Origin of the sequence: Paenibacillus sp. YIM B09110 (assembly GCF_037167145.1) — a bacterium.
In the GTDB taxonomy this organism is placed as follows: Bacteria; Bacillota; Bacilli; order Paenibacillales; family Paenibacillaceae; genus Pristimantibacillus.
The window spans coordinates 21433-36424 of the sequence record NZ_JBANSP010000005.1 but is presented as its reverse complement, the minus strand read 5'-3'; the positions used below and the strand labels follow the sequence as shown (position 1 = coordinate 36424).

The window sequence follows — 14992 nt, the reverse complement described above, 5'->3', positions numbered from 1 at the left end:
GAGACGGGACGATGAAGCTTAACCGACAATGGCAAGCAAAGTGGATTTGGAGCGATACACCTTTGAATACGCCCAATGTGTATTCGGAAGCTCGAACCCTTTTTTCGATCAATTCCAATCTTAGGACAGCTTCGCTGCATATATCCGCAAATCAGGAATACCGGCTTTATGTGAACGGTTCGTGGGTCGGCTCAGGGCCTTCCCCTTGTGACAATGCTTGGCAGTATTATGATTCATACGATGTGGCGGATTTATTGCATCAAGGTCCGAATTGCATAGCCATCGTTGCCTACAACTTCGGCGATAACCCTATTTACAATAGCCAGCGGCAAGGCCCGGGAGGCATAATCGCTCAATTGGACATGCGCACAGACGAAGGCGATGCAGTTGTCTTTACGGACGAGCGGTGGAAATGCCGTCGATCAGCGCGTTGGGTACATAAGGTGTCGAGAATGCATGCTTGGAACGGATTTAAGGAGATCTATTTGGCGGAACAAGAGGACGGTTGGGAAAAGGTCGAATACGATGACTCCGATTGGTCGGCGGCAGCAATCGTAGCCGAGGCGGAAGCGCAAGACTCCCCATGGCCGCATTTGATTCCGCGCGAAATTCCGGTTCTTGCCCGGGAAGACATTAAGCCCTTATCCGTGCTGCGAGTGGAAGAAAACTATGGCATCGTACACGGTGCCGCTCAGCTTTTGAAGGGGGCCGCAGGAGCCATGCAGATGGATGCCTCCGTACCGGGATCCATGCCGGCGGTTGTGTTCGACTTTGCTGCGGAGAAGGTCGGTTATCCGATGATGGATATCGTTGCTCCCGAAGGCGGCGTCGTACAATTGTGTTATGGAGAGTCACTGGACATGGTGCTGCTCGACACGTTTGTGCTGAAGAAGGGGTTCAATCGGGTGTCGCCGTTCGGAAGGCGGGCTTTCCGATATTTGAAGTTATCGGTCCAAGCAGCAGCTTCCCCGCTGCTCATCTCGGATTTCAGAGTTCAGAATCTGTCATATCCGTTCAAGCAAGAAGGTTCGTTCGCTTGCAATGATGCGCTGCTGAATCAAATATGGGATATCGGGCGTTATACCACGCGCGTGAACAGCCAAGACCATCTAGAGGATTGCCCTTATCGCGAGCAGGCGCTTTGGGTTGTAGACGCCGTCGTCATGGGCAAAGTCATTTACCAGACGTTCGGCGACACCGCTCTCCTTCGGAAATGTTTGCTGCAGCTTGCCAGAATCCAAAACGAAGACGGCTCGATACCAGGCACGGGGCCGGAACGCAACTATCAGCTCCTTCCCGATTTCAATGCTTATTGGCTGCTTGGCGTATATGATTATTGGATGTACTCAGGCGACAAGGGTTTCATATTGGAACTGGAAGCGACGATTCGGAAGTTGATTGGCTGGTTCCGGGAACAGGAAGACGATGACGGATTGTTCGCCAAGGCAGATCGGGGCGGCTGGTGGTGTTTCGTCGATTGGGCAGACTATATCGATAAGCGGGACCGGGTAACCGCCGTCTCCTGTTTGTATTACAAAGTATTGAGAAGTACGGCAGAATTGGCAAATGTATTTGAAGATGCCGCGTTCTCACTTGAATGCGGTGAACTCGCGGAACGGCTGCACATAGCTGTACGTTCGCTGTTACGCGATCAAGAGAAGGGGCTGTACGCGGATTGCTTAACCGACGAGGGTCTATCGGGCAGCTTTACTTACCAGACCAATTTCATTGCGCTTTGGTCCGGTATGATGACTGATGACGAAGCGGATGATTTTATTCAAAACGTCTTCGCGGCAGGGCAATGCCCGGAATTGAAAGGCGCATTCTTTTATCATATCGTTCTTGAATCGCTGTTTACCCGCGGATATGCCAATATGGCGTTGAACATTATGCGTAATTATTGGGGAGGAATGGTCGCCCGCGGAGCAACCACTTGGTGGGAAACGTTCGATCCCTCTTCCTCGCCATGTACGATTCCAAGTCCTTATCAAGGGAATACGCCGTCCTATCTATCGGACGACACGCCGGTAAGTCTTTGTCATGGCTGGGGAGCGGCACCGACGTATCTGTTGCCATCGCGGATTTTGGGCATCGACATAAGCAATCTTTCTTCGGGGGAGTTTGTTTTCAATCCCGTATTAGGCGACCTAACATGGGCTAAGGGGATTGTGCCGACTCCCTACGGCTACATACGTGTGGAGCTGGCTAAGGAGTCTGACGGCTCTGTCACGATTGATATGGAGTATCCGGAGCCGCTTGCCGTTCGTTTCATGGTACTTATGGAACAAATCGAGGTTAATCGCAGCGAGGGAGCCGTCGTTGCACGCGGTAAGATCTTGGACGTAACTTGAAATATAGGAAAGCTATAAGTTTTACTGGGCAGCGTGTGAGAAGGCGGCTATGTTGGATAATTACAGTAACTATTCGCTGTTTTGGGCTTTGACGAGGGCTATGTTGGATATCTGCAATATAGCCCGCTGCTTTATGCCGAAAATGTGGTCAAACGCTGAAAGTTACTGCAGAAATCCAACATAGCCCCTCGATCCGGCTCATTCGATCTAAAGTTACTGCGAAAATCCAACATAGCTCATAGCACCACATGTGGTGGATAGTGTGAGTGTGGGTTCGTGCGTAGCGACAGCCGTTTACGCTAGCGCAAGCGCATAGCGACAAAGAAATACGTAAAAAAATAGCGATCATCCCTTAGCATGTGCTAGGGAATGATCGCTATTTTTTACCATATCAGATTGTTTAAGTACTTTACAGCGATAAAGCGTAAAGAAGATCATTCTGATTGGCGAAAAAAATCCGATTAAACGCAGTCGTACATCCCCGAAGTACTCCGATAGAAGCTTTTCGCATAGTTTGTGAGAACATAAAATGTCAACTTTAGAAGACGGATAGTGTCAGTGATTTTAAGGGTTGAAAGCGCTACAATTTTCGATGTAGAGAACATTCGAGGAGGATAAGGAAGGGTAGTGGGGTGCTGCTGTATAGCAGGACATAAAATGTAAACTGTGGATTGGGAGCAGGCAAACATATTCGTTAGTAGCGATCACTTAAACACTGATCAAGCTATATACGCAAGGAGGTCACCTGGAATTGGAAACAGCAAGAAATAGATTACAACCGTCAAAGAGGGAAAGAAGCAAACAATTTTTGCGTAACGCTCTGCGTAATCGTTATCTGTACGCCATGTCGTTGCCATTCGTCATTTGGGCTTTTGTATTCAGCTATTTGCCGCTTTGGGGATGGACGATGGCATTTCAGAAATACCGTCCGGGACGTTCGTTCTGGGAGCAGGAATGGGTAGGATTCGATCACTTTGCGGCATTATTCCGTGATGATATGTTCTATATCGTTTTGCGCAACACGCTTGCCATGAGTTTCATGGGATTAATCGCTGGTTTTACGATACCGATCCTATTCGCCGTCATCTTGAACGAAATAAGGTCAATGGCTTTCAAGCGTTTTGCCCAGACCGTCTCTTATTTGCCCCACTTCGTATCTTGGGTTGTTGTCGCCGGGATCGTTACGAAGATGCTTTCAACGGAGAATGGCGCTATCAACGATATTCTGCTTTGGCTCGGGTTTATCCAAGAGCCCGTTCAGTTCATGGCGAAAGGCGAGCTGTTCTGGGGAATCGTTACAGTGTCCGATATGTGGAAAGAAATGGGCTGGAACGCCATTATTTATTTGGCCGCGATTTCGGGCATTGGTCCTGAGCTATACGAGGCGGCTAAAGTCGATGGGGCGAACAGAATCCGGCAGATCTGGCATATTACGCTGCCGGGCATACGGACAACCATCGTTATTTTGTTAATTATGTCGATCGGTCACCTGATTAGTATCGGATTCGAGAAGCAGTTCCTGCTCGGCAACAGCCTCGTACGCGACTACTCGCAGGTACTTGATTTATATGCTCTGAATTACGGTCTTAATATGGGCCGATTCTCCTTCGGTACGGCAGTCAATATTTTCAATTCGGTTGTAAGTGTCCTGCTGCTGCTGACAGCGAACGGCATTTTCAAACGTGTCACTAAAGAAAGCATTATGTAGGGAGGCGCCAACATGTCTAAGCCACTAAAGCGTCGAGAGGTGTCTGCTTCAGATCGAGTGTTTACTATATTCGTCTACACCTTTGTTATTATCGTGACCATCGGAACCCTATATCCGTTCCTTAACGTTGCGGCAATCTCGTTCAATGACTCCATCGACAGCGTACGAGGCGGAATCACAATCTATCCTCGGGTATTTACGCTCGAAAACTATAAGATCATCTTCACTTACGAAGGACTGTTGACCGGCTTTAAAAACTCTGCGCTGCGTACCGTACTCGGTACGATCGCCGGGCTGATCAGCGCCTCGATGCTCGCCTACACGCTCAGTCGCGGCGACTTCCAAGGCAGAAGATTCGTATCCGTCTTTCTGGCACTCACGATGTACGTGTCCGGCGGTTTGATTCCAGGTTTCCTTCTCGTTCGGGATCTCGGCATGATGAACTCGTTTGCGGTCTATATTTTACCCGGCATCGTTAGCGCGTTCAACGTATTCGTCATCCGCTCGTTTATCGACGGTCTTCCATACGCGCTGCAGGAATCCGCCAAGCTGGACGGAGCGAATGATTTCACCATTTACTGGCGCATTATATTGCCACTCACCAAGCCTGCCCTGGCTACGATTGCATTGTTTCTGGCAGTTGGCCAATGGAATTCCTGGTTTGACACATTCCTGTTCAACTCGTCCAAAGAGCATTTGACAACGTTGCAATACGAGCTGATGAAGGTACTGCAAAGTACACAGGCAAGCACGGATTACCGTTCGCAGAACATGTCTGAGGTTATATCCAAAATATCGCCGGAGTCGGTCAAGATGGCGATTACGATGGTGGTTACGCTGCCCATTCTTGTTATCTACCCATTCTTGCAAAAGTACTTCGTGAAGGGTATGACGCTTGGCGCGGTAAAGAGCTAGTCCTTACTCCGGTATTGGCAGGGAAACCTGTTTATACGATATAAGCAGTTGCTATTATAAAGAGGAGGGTACGGAATGAACAGCAAAAGAAAGTGGGTTGGCCTCGCGTTGTCCGCAGCGCTGGTTATCGGCTTGTTGGCAGGTTGCTCCGGCAACAACAATGAAGGCAATACAGGGAATACAGGAAACACGGGAAACAAAGGGAACGCAGAAAACTCCGGCAATGCTGAGGTCGAATCGTTGGATCCGATCACGTTCAGCCTGTATGGCGCTGACGAAAGTCCGAATTGGCAAAAGATGCAGGATGCCGTCGGCAAAGAGATTACGAAAGCAACCGGCGTTACGCTTGACGGGGAATTCGCAGTCGGCGATTCATCACAGAAAATATCACTGATTGCGGCATCGGGCGAGTATCCAGACCTAATCAGTCCGAAGGGTGAGCTTAGCAAGCTTGTTGAAGCAGGTGCGATGATTGATTTGACTGACCTGATCGAGAAGCACGCTCCGAATATTAAGAAGTTGTTCGGCGATGAAATGAAACGTCTGCGTTACAGCAACGAAGACAAGTCGATTTACGTCATCCCTACGTATTCAGCTGTAGGCGGAGGCGCATTCGAGACGGATGGCGGCTTCAAGCTCCAGCACCGTGTCCTTAAGGAACTTGGTTACCCTAAGATCAATACGGTTCAAGATTTTGAGAACGCGATCAAGGCATACTTGGAGAAGCACCCAACTGACGAGAACGGTAACCCGAACATCGGCCTCACGCTGAACGCCGACGACTGGCGCATCCTCATCTCCGTTACGAACCCGGCATTCTGGTCAACCGGCGCTCCGGATGACGGCGAGTATAACATCAACATCGAAACGCAGGAAGTTATTTACCACTATCGCCGTCCGGAAGAGAAAGAGTACTTCCGTTGGTTGAACCATATGTACCTGGAAGGATTGTTAGATCCGAACAGCTTCGTACAGAAGTATGATCAATACAAGGCAAAGATCGCTTCCGGTCGCGTGATAGGATTGATCGATCAGGTGTGGGATTATGCTGAAGCGGAGAACGCGCTAAAGACAGAAGGCAAGTTCGATTACGGTTATGGCCGTTTCCCTGTAACTTTGTCGGATGAATACAAGGACGGAACTCTATGGCCATCAGGTTTTATGGCAGGTTGGGGTATTGGGATTACAGTGGACAACCCGGATCCGGTACGAGCAATTAAGTTTTTGGATTACCTGGCTTCCGAACAAGGACAGATCCTCCTTAATTGGGGTGTCGAGGGCCAGCATTACAACATAGAGAATGGTAAGCGCGTTATTCCGCAAGAGATCAATGACAAGAAGAAGAACGACCCTACGGGCTTCCAAAAGGAAAGCGGTATCGGCTTCTATACCAACTTCGGCGCTCGTTATGGAGACGGTGTATTAGACTCTTCTGGCAACTACTATACGACCAGCTTCCCGGAGCAGATCATTGCAACCCAGAACGAAGTAGAGAAAGAAACGCTTGCCGCTTACGGCGTGTCAACCTGGAAGGAATTGTTCCCGCAGCCTGAAGAGTTCCCGGTTCGTCCGTGGGGCGCGGCATGGAACATCACGGTTCCGGCCGACAGCGAAACGAACGTTCTCCAAGAGCGGATGATGAGAGACATTACTTGGAAACGTATCCCGCAAGCTATTTTGGCGAAAGCGGGAGAGTTCGACAGTATTTGGGACAAATATCAGAAAGATTTGATCGATGCCGGCGTAGAGAAGATGGAAGACGGCTACGAGGCTCTCGTGAAAGAACGCGTATCGCTATGGAATGATTAATCGCATCGAATGACAAGGCGGGGGTGTCCCTATAAGGGACCACAGCACCCCGACTTGGAATGAAAACGACTAAAAAACAATAAAAAACCAGTTAGGTCAAAACAGTTGATCTAACTGGTTTTTATTTTAGGCTCATCAGAAAGATTCGTGTTCGTAATTAAAGAGGGCCATTCCCTCATTGCATAGCCGCATGATTGTATCGATCTCATCCTGCGGGCGGGTGCTTCGTGTACTGTTCAGTTGTACGGACAATACCTGATGAATCTCATCCAGGGAAACAAGAGCAAGCTCCGACAATAATTGCAGCGTCTTTACGTTACGTTCGACTAAGTCCTCGTAACGAATCAGAACGGTACCCGGCATCTCCCCCTCAAGTTCTCGATATTGTTTGGCGCGTTCGTTCCAAATTTGTCCGAAGGCCTCTGCATCGTCTGCCCAATATGCCGTCTCGCTTCTCCAAATATCAATGGGATTCCTGACTACAAGGATAATAGCGCTGTCCGGAAAACATTTCCGCAGCAGCATAAGCTCGCTTTTCCCGTAACGTACCTCTTTGAAGCCAATCCGGTCATGCTTATGACGGTGTTGGATATACATGTGATCAAACAGAGTTTTAATTGACTGAGCGACAGCAACTTCAATGTAAGGTTCATCAGGCGTCATATTCGCCGTCCATAAGTTAGGGTCTTTGCCGTTTTGGAAGAAATCATCTTTCTCGTCTTTGCTGATCTTAGAGAAATAGGAGGCGAGATCGGCGATTCTTACAAACTCTGATACAATTCCCCCATGCTCGCCCCAAATCAATGTATTCTTTCGACAATTGAAAATCCGTTGAACCAGCGTCGAACCCGTTCGTTGCGTCAAAGCGGATATGATTACATCCATACCAGTTCCCCTTCTTCATTGAACAAGGCTTGAACGTTGAGCGGCAAATCCGCATGGGCAGATCTGTCGCTAATGACTATATCAGGAGCCGAATGAGACGTTTCATCCCAGCTCATCCATTGTAATCGACCAAAGCTGGAGTGGCGCACTGCTGCCGATCCTTCTTTCAATTTGATATAAAGGAGATTCCCTTCGCTCAAGAGCCGAATGATCGTTTTGACGATGCCATCGTTTTGCGGGTAGTTGGACAAATAAATTTCTATCAAAAGGCTTTTCCCGTCCGCGACGCGAAGGTTTTGTTTGTCGCGGAGCATCGAATCGATTAACTTTGACCACTGACGTTCCCAGCTTTGTTTGGAAAAGCTTTGTGAAACGGCCTGTGCTCTTTGTTTGAATAAAGCCCGCTTGGAAGGATTTTCGATTAAGTCCGCAACGGCTTCTTTTAGCGCATGTGCATGGGGCTCGATTAATAAGCCGTTGTAATCGTGAATGACGAGATCCGACAACCCGCCGACTCTGGTTGCAATAACGGCATTTCCGCAGGACATGGCTTCCAGACAGGAGAGGCTCGTTCCTTCGCTGTACAGCGTAGGGATTAAGGAAATATCCGCTTGGTTGTAAGCCTCGGACATTTTATCGAAAGGCAGCGTATAGTGTTTAATCCGTCCTGGCCAACGGTTTATTTTCATCTTGACCATGCGAATATCGTCGGATTCGCCCTGACCGCAGAAATGAAAATCCACTTGCGGATATTTGATTAGAATTTCGTCGATAACTTGCAGCACAAGCTGAAGTCCTCTAGCATGATAAAGTCTGCGGGGGTATAAAATAACGATTCTATCCTCCGACTTCTTGGGATCCGAATTTGGATAAAACTCAGTCGGATCAACGTAATTCGCGATTACTTTCATTTTGTTGCGAAGGGTATAGTCTATGGTTTGAAACCAGTTTGCCGAATTGTTATCTACGGAAACCAGCCTGCCGCAAAGCTTTGCCCCCTCGATAAACCGACGGTTCGTTTCCCAGAACGAGGAGCCGTCCTCATAACGGCAAGCGGGGTTATCCCATGCAACGCCATGAATAATGCCAATGCTTGAATACCCGAACTCGAAAGGCCATGCATTAAAGAATGCAGAATATACGTTTAAAATGGAGCGCTCAGCCGTTTGTTCATGGAATAATCGGCTATAGATTTTCACTGTACTGATGCTTAATTCTTTGGCATGCTGCCCCCCTCTGGATAAGGAGACAATATCTACTCCTTGAAACCTGCGTATCCACGAAAAATTCCCATATTGATAGATCGTGGACGAATACCCTTTTTGCTCGAACAATCGAGACAGATCAATCAAATATCTTTCCGCTCCGCCAGAGTAAAATTTATCACCTTCAAAATCCAAAAAGGTTGTTGCCATAACCGCAATTTTCCCGGATGAATCGTAGTTCGCGAATGCTTGCCAAACGGCAGGCCGACTGAGCAAGAGCTCTTCAATGCGGTCGGCACGAGCTGTCCATTGATTTTGACTGGCTAATTTCGTTCCAGATTTCTTCGCCTTGCGTGCAACTTCGGGTTTTAACCCTTTCATAATCGCGGCCTCGAAGCCGGCGATATTTCTTGCAGCAAAGACCCAGTCGGATTGGTATGGCAGAATCTCGGAAATGGGGGTTGATACGATTGGCAGGCCAAGGGAGGCATACTCATAAAATTTTACCGGGGAGACGGAATTCGTTAAATCATTTACTAAAAAAGGAATGATAGCGACGCGAAAAAATTGACCGTATTGAGCGAGGAGCCGGTAGGGTTTCATACCAAGCAGATGAATGTTAGGGGCTTGCAGCTCCGTTTCATCGATACCGATATGGCCCAAAATAACAAACTGCCAATCGGGTCTTCTAGCCGCCAGACCTTTCACTAAATGCGATGCAAACCATTCTTCTACGGCTCCGAAATAGCCGATAATCGGTGATCCGGTGGCGACTATGGAAGCAAGATCCTCCGGTACGGACACGGCGGGTGATAGAAAGTCTTCGATTCTTGCAGCGTTTGGCAATAATACGGCATCGCTTCTGTCTGTAACGTAACGCTTTAAAGCCGTTGCGGAGTAAGTAACGATATCTGCCTGCTTCACGATTTGATTATGTTTTTGTTCCATTTGATCGTCAAACAACGAGAAAAACTCCAGCTGGTCCAATATATCGTACCAGAGCGTTTTGTGAGGCAAGAAATCCGCCCACGCCATCTGCACCAGCCAACTGCATAGAACGATGACGGATTGGCTTCTAAGCACGGACAGAAGATATTTTTCACCTTGTACGATAAACAGATTGGGTTCTACTTCCCGCAAGCTGAAAGGTCCTGAGGAGTCTTCGCAAAAAAAACAAAGATATCCCCGCTTGGCCAACTCTATCAGCAAATGCTGAGGGCGCTGATTCGGCTCCCAAAGAACGGCCTCCGGATAAACCACGATTGCTTTGTAAGTCCTCTCCGCTAAAACGTTCATCAATTCCAAAGACTGCGAAGATAACGGACCATGTATATATTCGTTGTAGATTTGTTGGCGATTTAAATAATGGGACCGAAAATCAATGGTTCCGGCAGTCAAAGGATTTGACCTCCTTCTAACTATTTTCAAGAAAAAGCACCGGCTTCTCGCAAAGCCTAACTCATTTAGCCATAATATGTCCCCTGCCGCTAATTAGGAATAGGTTGTTTGCTTAATTTACCGTAGACAAGTTCCCATGTTTTTGTAAGTCCATAAACTTACAGCATAACTCATTAAGGAGCGTGTTAGTGGCATGTATATTGTCAAGAAACGACTTCGAGCAGTTCCGTGCTATACGGGTCGCTGGAAAAAGCCGCGCGAAAAAAAGAAAGCCTCCCGAGTAAGGAGACCTTCTCTTTTAAATAAGTTTACAGCCTTGAGCAGAAGATTCGTAAGGTATGTAGGGCGAATTAACAGTCGAATCGGGACACTGACCGCAATAATAAGAAGATTGTCCAATGAAACGAATCAACTGCAGCGCCAGGTAAGCCAGCTGGAAAGACAGGTAAACCTGCTTGCGGCGGGAGTAAGTACCCTTGTTGCGCCAACTCAAAGAGCGCGCGCCATATTGGAAGCAAAAATCGGAGCGGTTGCTTCGATTGAGACAAACGCAGGCAATATCTCCGGAACGGTAGTCGCGGTTGGCATCGATTTCGTGCATATCCTGGAGCCTACGGGCGATATTATACTCCTTCCTATAAGTAGTATTACCGCAATAAATTAACGAAATGGAGGTAGTGGTTTTATGACTTTTACTGAGATTTTAAGCGGTTTTGTTGGACGAAGCATTGAAGCCTTTTTGACCAACCAATTTGTCCAAGGTACGCTCATTAGCGTTGGTGATGGATTTTTCACCGTACAGGTCGCCAGCCCAAATTACAATACTCCGATTACACAATCTACTATTTTGGTCCAAAATGTTGAGTTTGTCCGCATCCTATCGGCCTAGTTCCGAACGAATGAAATCCAGCATCCAGCGAGTCCAGGTTTTGTAGTTGTCCGGATGACGGTGAGTGATGCTTGATGAACGTATTCTACGGTGGTATAGAATCTTCGGAATGTAGGATACAGGTCGGGATAGCATAATGCGGGCAAGCATTTGAACGTCTTCGTATAGCCGCCCTTGGAAAGGATCGGCAACGCTCCAGCCTCCTAAAGCACTTATGGCTTTCATGCTGTACATTCTTGGCGCAAGGGGAAGAGCGTCACGAAGCAATTGTTCCACCGTCATTTGGCCTTGGTCATATTGCGGTGCGTTCAGCACTAAACTTTTGTCCCGCCGTTCAATCCAATTCATATGATCAGCATAGATAACTCCGGCTTCAGGCGATAGTAGACTTTGATTGACTAGCGTTTGCAGGCATGTCGGATCAAGCCAATCGTCCGAATCAAGCTCGAGCAGCCATTGTCCATTAGCGGCAAGCAGAGCCTGATTCAAGCAGAATGCTTTTCCGCTGTTTATTTCGTTTCTCATAAAACGTATTCCTGGATGCGATGCAAACGGGCCAGCCAGCCATTTTTCATGAGTCCCGTCCGTTGAACCGTCATCGACAATCATGATTTCCCATGTTCGATAAGACTGCTTGCAAACGGTGCGCACCGCCCACAGCAAGTAATCCGCATTATTGAACGTGCAGATGACAACAGTTATAAGGGGAAGAATCGCAGGCGATTCCTCGTAATGCTTCGTTTGCAGAATGGGAAGGATGAACCTCTCTTCGCTTTCGAGCTTTCGCCAGTGCTCGTTGCTTTTGGGCCTTGGCAGCCATTTATTCGATTTGCGGAGTTGGCATTCCCACATTCCCTCTAGCTCATATTGCTTATCCGCTAACACATATCTCTCAAACGGAAGAAGTTCAGTGGTCTGGAATCCATTTGAACTTCCGGATTTCACAGCCCTCGTGCGCCATAATAAGGGGCCTCGTGGCGGAGGGCCATCGATGATTGCGATTCCGGCATCACGATCGGACATACATGAGATCCAGTGCTCTAATTGGTTGTCAAAGCCTGGCACCAACTGCTCCCCCGCAAAAAGCGTAAGAAAAAAGGGCTCGTCGTACTCTGCAAGCATACGGTTCATTTGAATGGCATAATCAAATTCAATAAGGACGCATGAGCAATCAGGCATAACCGACTGCACACTGCGTTCTGTTTGTCTGGCAGCCGCAATGTTCTTCGAGTCTAGAACGAATACAAGCATAGAGGGGGGGCGGCCTCCTTTAATACGGAACGCGATGCTGCGTCTGATATAGGATATGACGTTAACCCATATATGGTTATCACTTTATAGATGACCTCTTTTTTTATTGACGCTTATATGAATAAACTTTACGCTAAGATTGCCGATAAAATAGAGTGAAGAAATCAGCCTTACAATTAACGAAGAGGTGTGTACCTATGAAAAATACCGCAACGGCTTTGCTTTTGCTTGCTTTGCAGATCGTATTTGCCCTTTGTACCTTGTTTTGGGCGTTTTATGTGCTCATGACGATGCTTATGGCCGATCAAATCGAAGATATAAGCAGTCTTCAGACTGTGTCGATGGTTGCCATTTGGCTGTTCCCTCTCGCGTATATCGGCACGGCGGTCGCTAGCTGGATCCTGTATCATAAGCGCAAGTTCAAGGCAGCGGCCTGGATAGGATTGATCCCTGTGCTATGGGTTTTTCCGTTTTTTGGTTTCTTTGAATAGGGTAAAGGCTATGAAACGCTCCTCATACGGTAGACAGGTGAAATAGTAAAACCTGCTGCTGTATGGGGAGTTTTTTATTGAAATCGCGTACTAAAGGAATATTCAATTGATCGATAGAAAAAGTCTATTAGTGCGATTGAACAGTAGATGATACATTAGTATTAAGTTAATTCATACTAATATTATAGGAATTATATACATTGGTATATGGAGAGGTGATGTTGTGAGTGAATTGTTCAGGCAAGCCGGCGTAGAGGATGCACAGCGTCTGCATGAAATCATCTATGAAGCTTATTCGCTTATTAGGGAGCTTAAGCTGCAATGGCCGGCGGCGAACGCCGACCTGGCTCAAATACGAGATAACATCACGCAAAATGAATGTTATGTGCTGGAGGCTGACGGCACAATCGTCGCAACGGTAACGTTGTCGAAGAACGGCGAGGTAAAGGAGATAACGGATTTGCCGTTTATCAAATGGTTCGCCGTCCATCCAAGCGAGCAGGGCAAACGGTACGGGGATAAGCTGCTTACTTGGGTGGAGGATTCGATTATTCGCGATAAGCTTGGTGCGCCGGGAGTGACGCTCGGAACGGCCGAGAAACATCCGTGGCTGCTGCCGATGTACGAGCGAAGAGGTTATGAAAGCATTCGATCATTCGATTCAGGTAACGGCGACGGGACGATGCATCTGCTGCGCAAGGTCGTCAATAATCGTGTGGAAGCAACAGCATCGACAACAAATGGAGGTAATGTGTAATGGCTAAACGTAAACAATTGAAGCTCGGCGCTATGCTTCACGGTGTCGGCAGCAGCACTTCGTTATGGAGACATCCGGACATTCCGTCCGATGCAAGCGTTAATTTCGAATTGTACAAATCGTGGGTCGAGAAGGCGGAGGCGGGCAAGTTCGATCTGGCCTTCATTGCCGACGGTCTCTATATTAACGAGAAGTCGATTCCGCATTTCCTGAACCGATTCGAGCCTCTGACCATTCTGAGCGCACTGGCGGCAGTAAGCAAGCGGATCGGGCTCGTAGGTACATTGTCCACCTCATACAGCGAGCCGTTCACCGTTGCGCGCCAGTTCGGCTCGCTGGACATGATCAGCGGCGGCCGGGCCGGCTGGAATATCGTGACTTCGCCGCTGGAGGGCTCTGCGCTCAATTACAGTAAGAAGGAGCATCCCGACCATAGCAGGCGGTATCGTATCGCGACGGAATATGTGGAAGTAACGCGCGGATTGTGGGATTCCTGGGAGGATGACGCCTTCGTTCGCGACAAAGAGGCAGGCGTGTTCTTCGATCCGGCCAAAATGCATGCGCTGAATCATGAAGGCGAATTTTTCTCTGTCAAAGGTCCGCTTAACATCGCCCGCTCGAAGCAAGGGCAGCCGGTTATCTTTCAAGCAGGCGCTTCCGAAGTCGGCAAAGATTATGCCGCGAAGCAAGCAGATGCGATCTTCACCGGTCATGAGACTTTAGAGGAAGCAGTCGCTTTCTATGAAGACGTTAAGCGTCGTGCGGCAGCATTCGGGCGAAACCCGGATAACGTGCTGGTGTTCCCGGGCATCGGACCGGTTATCGGCAGCACGGAAGAGGAAGCGGAACGCAAATATCAGGAAGTCGTCGATCTCGTATCGCCAGCTAACGCACTGCTCTATCTCGGACGGTACTTCGAGCATCATGACTTCTCCCAATACGATCTGGACGCGCCGTTCCCGGAACTTGGCGAGCTCGGCCGCAACAGCTTCCAAAGCACCACGGACAAAATCAAACAGATAGCCAAAGAGCGCAGCCTAACGCTTCGCCAGGTAGCGCTGTCAGTCGCGACGCCTCGTCCGGTCTTCATCGGCACGCCGGAGCAAGTCGCAGACCGGGTACAGCAGTGGTTCGAAGCCGGCGCCGCCGACGGATTTATGGTCGGCTCATCCGTGCCGCACGGGCTTGAAGATTTCATCGAACACGTTGTGCCGATCTTGCAAGAGCGCGGCTTGTTCCGTACCGAATACGAGGAAGAAACGCTGCGCGGCAATCTAGGGCTGCCGATTCCGGAGAACCGGTATACGAAATCGGCCGAGCACGTGTGACCTTG

At 48.5% G+C, this 14992-nt stretch carries 12 protein-coding genes; 9 read left to right on the top strand and 3 right to left on the bottom strand.

The features are described from left to right. Positions 1 to 11: 11 nt before the first annotated feature. From V8F51_RS09075 to V8F51_RS09060, 4 genes are all read left to right on the top strand, one after another. Positions 12 to 2351, top strand: coding sequence for an alpha-L-rhamnosidase-related protein (locus V8F51_RS09075; RefSeq protein WP_337099866.1), 2340 nt, complete (start codon positions 12 to 14; stop codon positions 2349 to 2351). A gap of 844 nt (positions 2352 to 3195) precedes the next feature. Beyond that, a complete protein-coding gene (locus V8F51_RS09070; protein ID WP_442956417.1) occupies positions 3196 to 4059 on the top strand; it encodes an ABC transporter permease in 864 nt (287 codons plus the stop codon). Positions 4060 to 4071: 12 nt separating this feature from the next. Next, entirely contained in the window at positions 4072 to 4974 is a 903-nt protein-coding gene (locus V8F51_RS09065; protein ID WP_337099864.1) for a carbohydrate ABC transporter permease, read from the top strand. 75 nt (positions 4975 to 5049) lie between these two features. Beyond that, complete coding sequence (locus tag V8F51_RS09060; protein ID WP_337099863.1) at positions 5050 to 6783, top strand: ABC transporter substrate-binding protein; 1734 nt, start codon at positions 5050 to 5052, stop codon at positions 6781 to 6783. Positions 6784 to 6918: 135 nt separating this feature from the next. Here the strand turns inward: V8F51_RS09060 and V8F51_RS09055 are convergent, their stop codons facing one another. Further along, positions 6919 to 7668, bottom strand: a complete 750-nt coding sequence (locus V8F51_RS09055; protein WP_337099862.1) for a sulfotransferase — start codon at positions 7666 to 7668, stop codon at positions 6919 to 6921. Next, positions 7659 to 10013, bottom strand: coding sequence for a glycosyltransferase (locus V8F51_RS09050; protein ID WP_337099861.1), 2355 nt, complete (start codon positions 10011 to 10013; stop codon positions 7659 to 7661). Before V8F51_RS09050 ends, V8F51_RS09055 begins: the two co-directional genes overlap by 10 nt. Before the next feature lie 649 nt (positions 10014 to 10662). Between V8F51_RS09050 and V8F51_RS09045 the strand changes: the two genes are divergently transcribed. Together V8F51_RS09045 and V8F51_RS09040 are read left to right on the top strand one after the other, a co-directional pair. Beyond that, positions 10663 to 10935, top strand: coding sequence for a hypothetical protein (locus V8F51_RS09045; protein ID WP_337099860.1), 273 nt, complete (start codon positions 10663 to 10665; stop codon positions 10933 to 10935). Positions 10936 to 10956: 21 nt separating this feature from the next. Next, positions 10957 to 11160 carry a hypothetical protein gene (locus V8F51_RS09040; RefSeq protein WP_337099859.1) on the top strand — a complete coding sequence of 68 codons (204 nt, stop codon included), beginning with the start codon at positions 10957 to 10959 and terminating at the stop codon, positions 11158 to 11160. Here the strand turns inward: V8F51_RS09040 and V8F51_RS09035 are convergent. Continuing rightward, entirely contained in the window at positions 11149 to 12411 is a 1263-nt protein-coding gene (locus V8F51_RS09035) for a glycosyltransferase family 2 protein (protein WP_337099858.1), read from the bottom strand. The genes V8F51_RS09040 and V8F51_RS09035 overlap by 12 nt on opposite strands. A 197-nt stretch (positions 12412 to 12608) precedes the next feature. Here V8F51_RS09035 and V8F51_RS09030 point away from each other — a divergent pair, with 197 nt between their 5' ends. The 3 genes from V8F51_RS09030 (at position 12609) to V8F51_RS09020 (ending at position 14987) form a co-directional block, all read left to right on the top strand. Continuing rightward, a complete protein-coding gene (locus tag V8F51_RS09030) occupies positions 12609 to 12902 on the top strand; it encodes a hypothetical protein (protein WP_337099857.1) in 294 nt (97 codons plus the stop codon). A 223-nt stretch (positions 12903 to 13125) separates the two neighbouring features. After that, positions 13126 to 13659, top strand: coding sequence for a GNAT family N-acetyltransferase (locus V8F51_RS09025; RefSeq protein ID WP_337099856.1), 534 nt, complete (start codon positions 13126 to 13128; stop codon positions 13657 to 13659). Beyond that, a complete protein-coding gene (locus V8F51_RS09020) occupies positions 13659 to 14987 on the top strand; it encodes an LLM class flavin-dependent oxidoreductase (RefSeq protein WP_337099855.1) in 1329 nt (442 codons plus the stop codon). The genes V8F51_RS09025 and V8F51_RS09020 overlap by 1 nt, the downstream gene beginning before the upstream one ends. Positions 14988 to 14992 lie beyond the last annotated feature (5 nt).

Coding starts and splice junctions, on each gene's coding strand:
- V8F51_RS09075 (WP_337099866.1), top strand. CDS start 12: ATGAAGCTTAACCGACAATGGCAAGCAAAGTGGATTTGGAGCGATACA.
- V8F51_RS09070 (WP_442956417.1), top strand. CDS start 3,196: ATGTCGTTGCCATTCGTCATTTGGGCTTTTGTATTCAGCTATTTGCCG.
- V8F51_RS09065 (WP_337099864.1), top strand. CDS start 4,072: ATGTCTAAGCCACTAAAGCGTCGAGAGGTGTCTGCTTCAGATCGAGTG.
- V8F51_RS09060 (WP_337099863.1), top strand. CDS start 5,050: ATGAACAGCAAAAGAAAGTGGGTTGGCCTCGCGTTGTCCGCAGCGCTG.
- V8F51_RS09055 (WP_337099862.1), bottom strand. CDS start 7,668: ATGGATGTAATCATATCCGCTTTGACGCAACGAACGGGTTCGACGCTG.
- V8F51_RS09040 (WP_337099859.1), top strand. CDS start 10,957: ATGACTTTTACTGAGATTTTAAGCGGTTTTGTTGGACGAAGCATTGAA.
- V8F51_RS09035 (WP_337099858.1), bottom strand. CDS start 12,411: ATGCTTGTATTCGTTCTAGACTCGAAGAACATTGCGGCTGCCAGACAA.
- V8F51_RS09030 (WP_337099857.1), top strand. CDS start 12,609: ATGAAAAATACCGCAACGGCTTTGCTTTTGCTTGCTTTGCAGATCGTA.
- V8F51_RS09020 (WP_337099855.1), top strand. CDS start 13,659: ATGGCTAAACGTAAACAATTGAAGCTCGGCGCTATGCTTCACGGTGTC.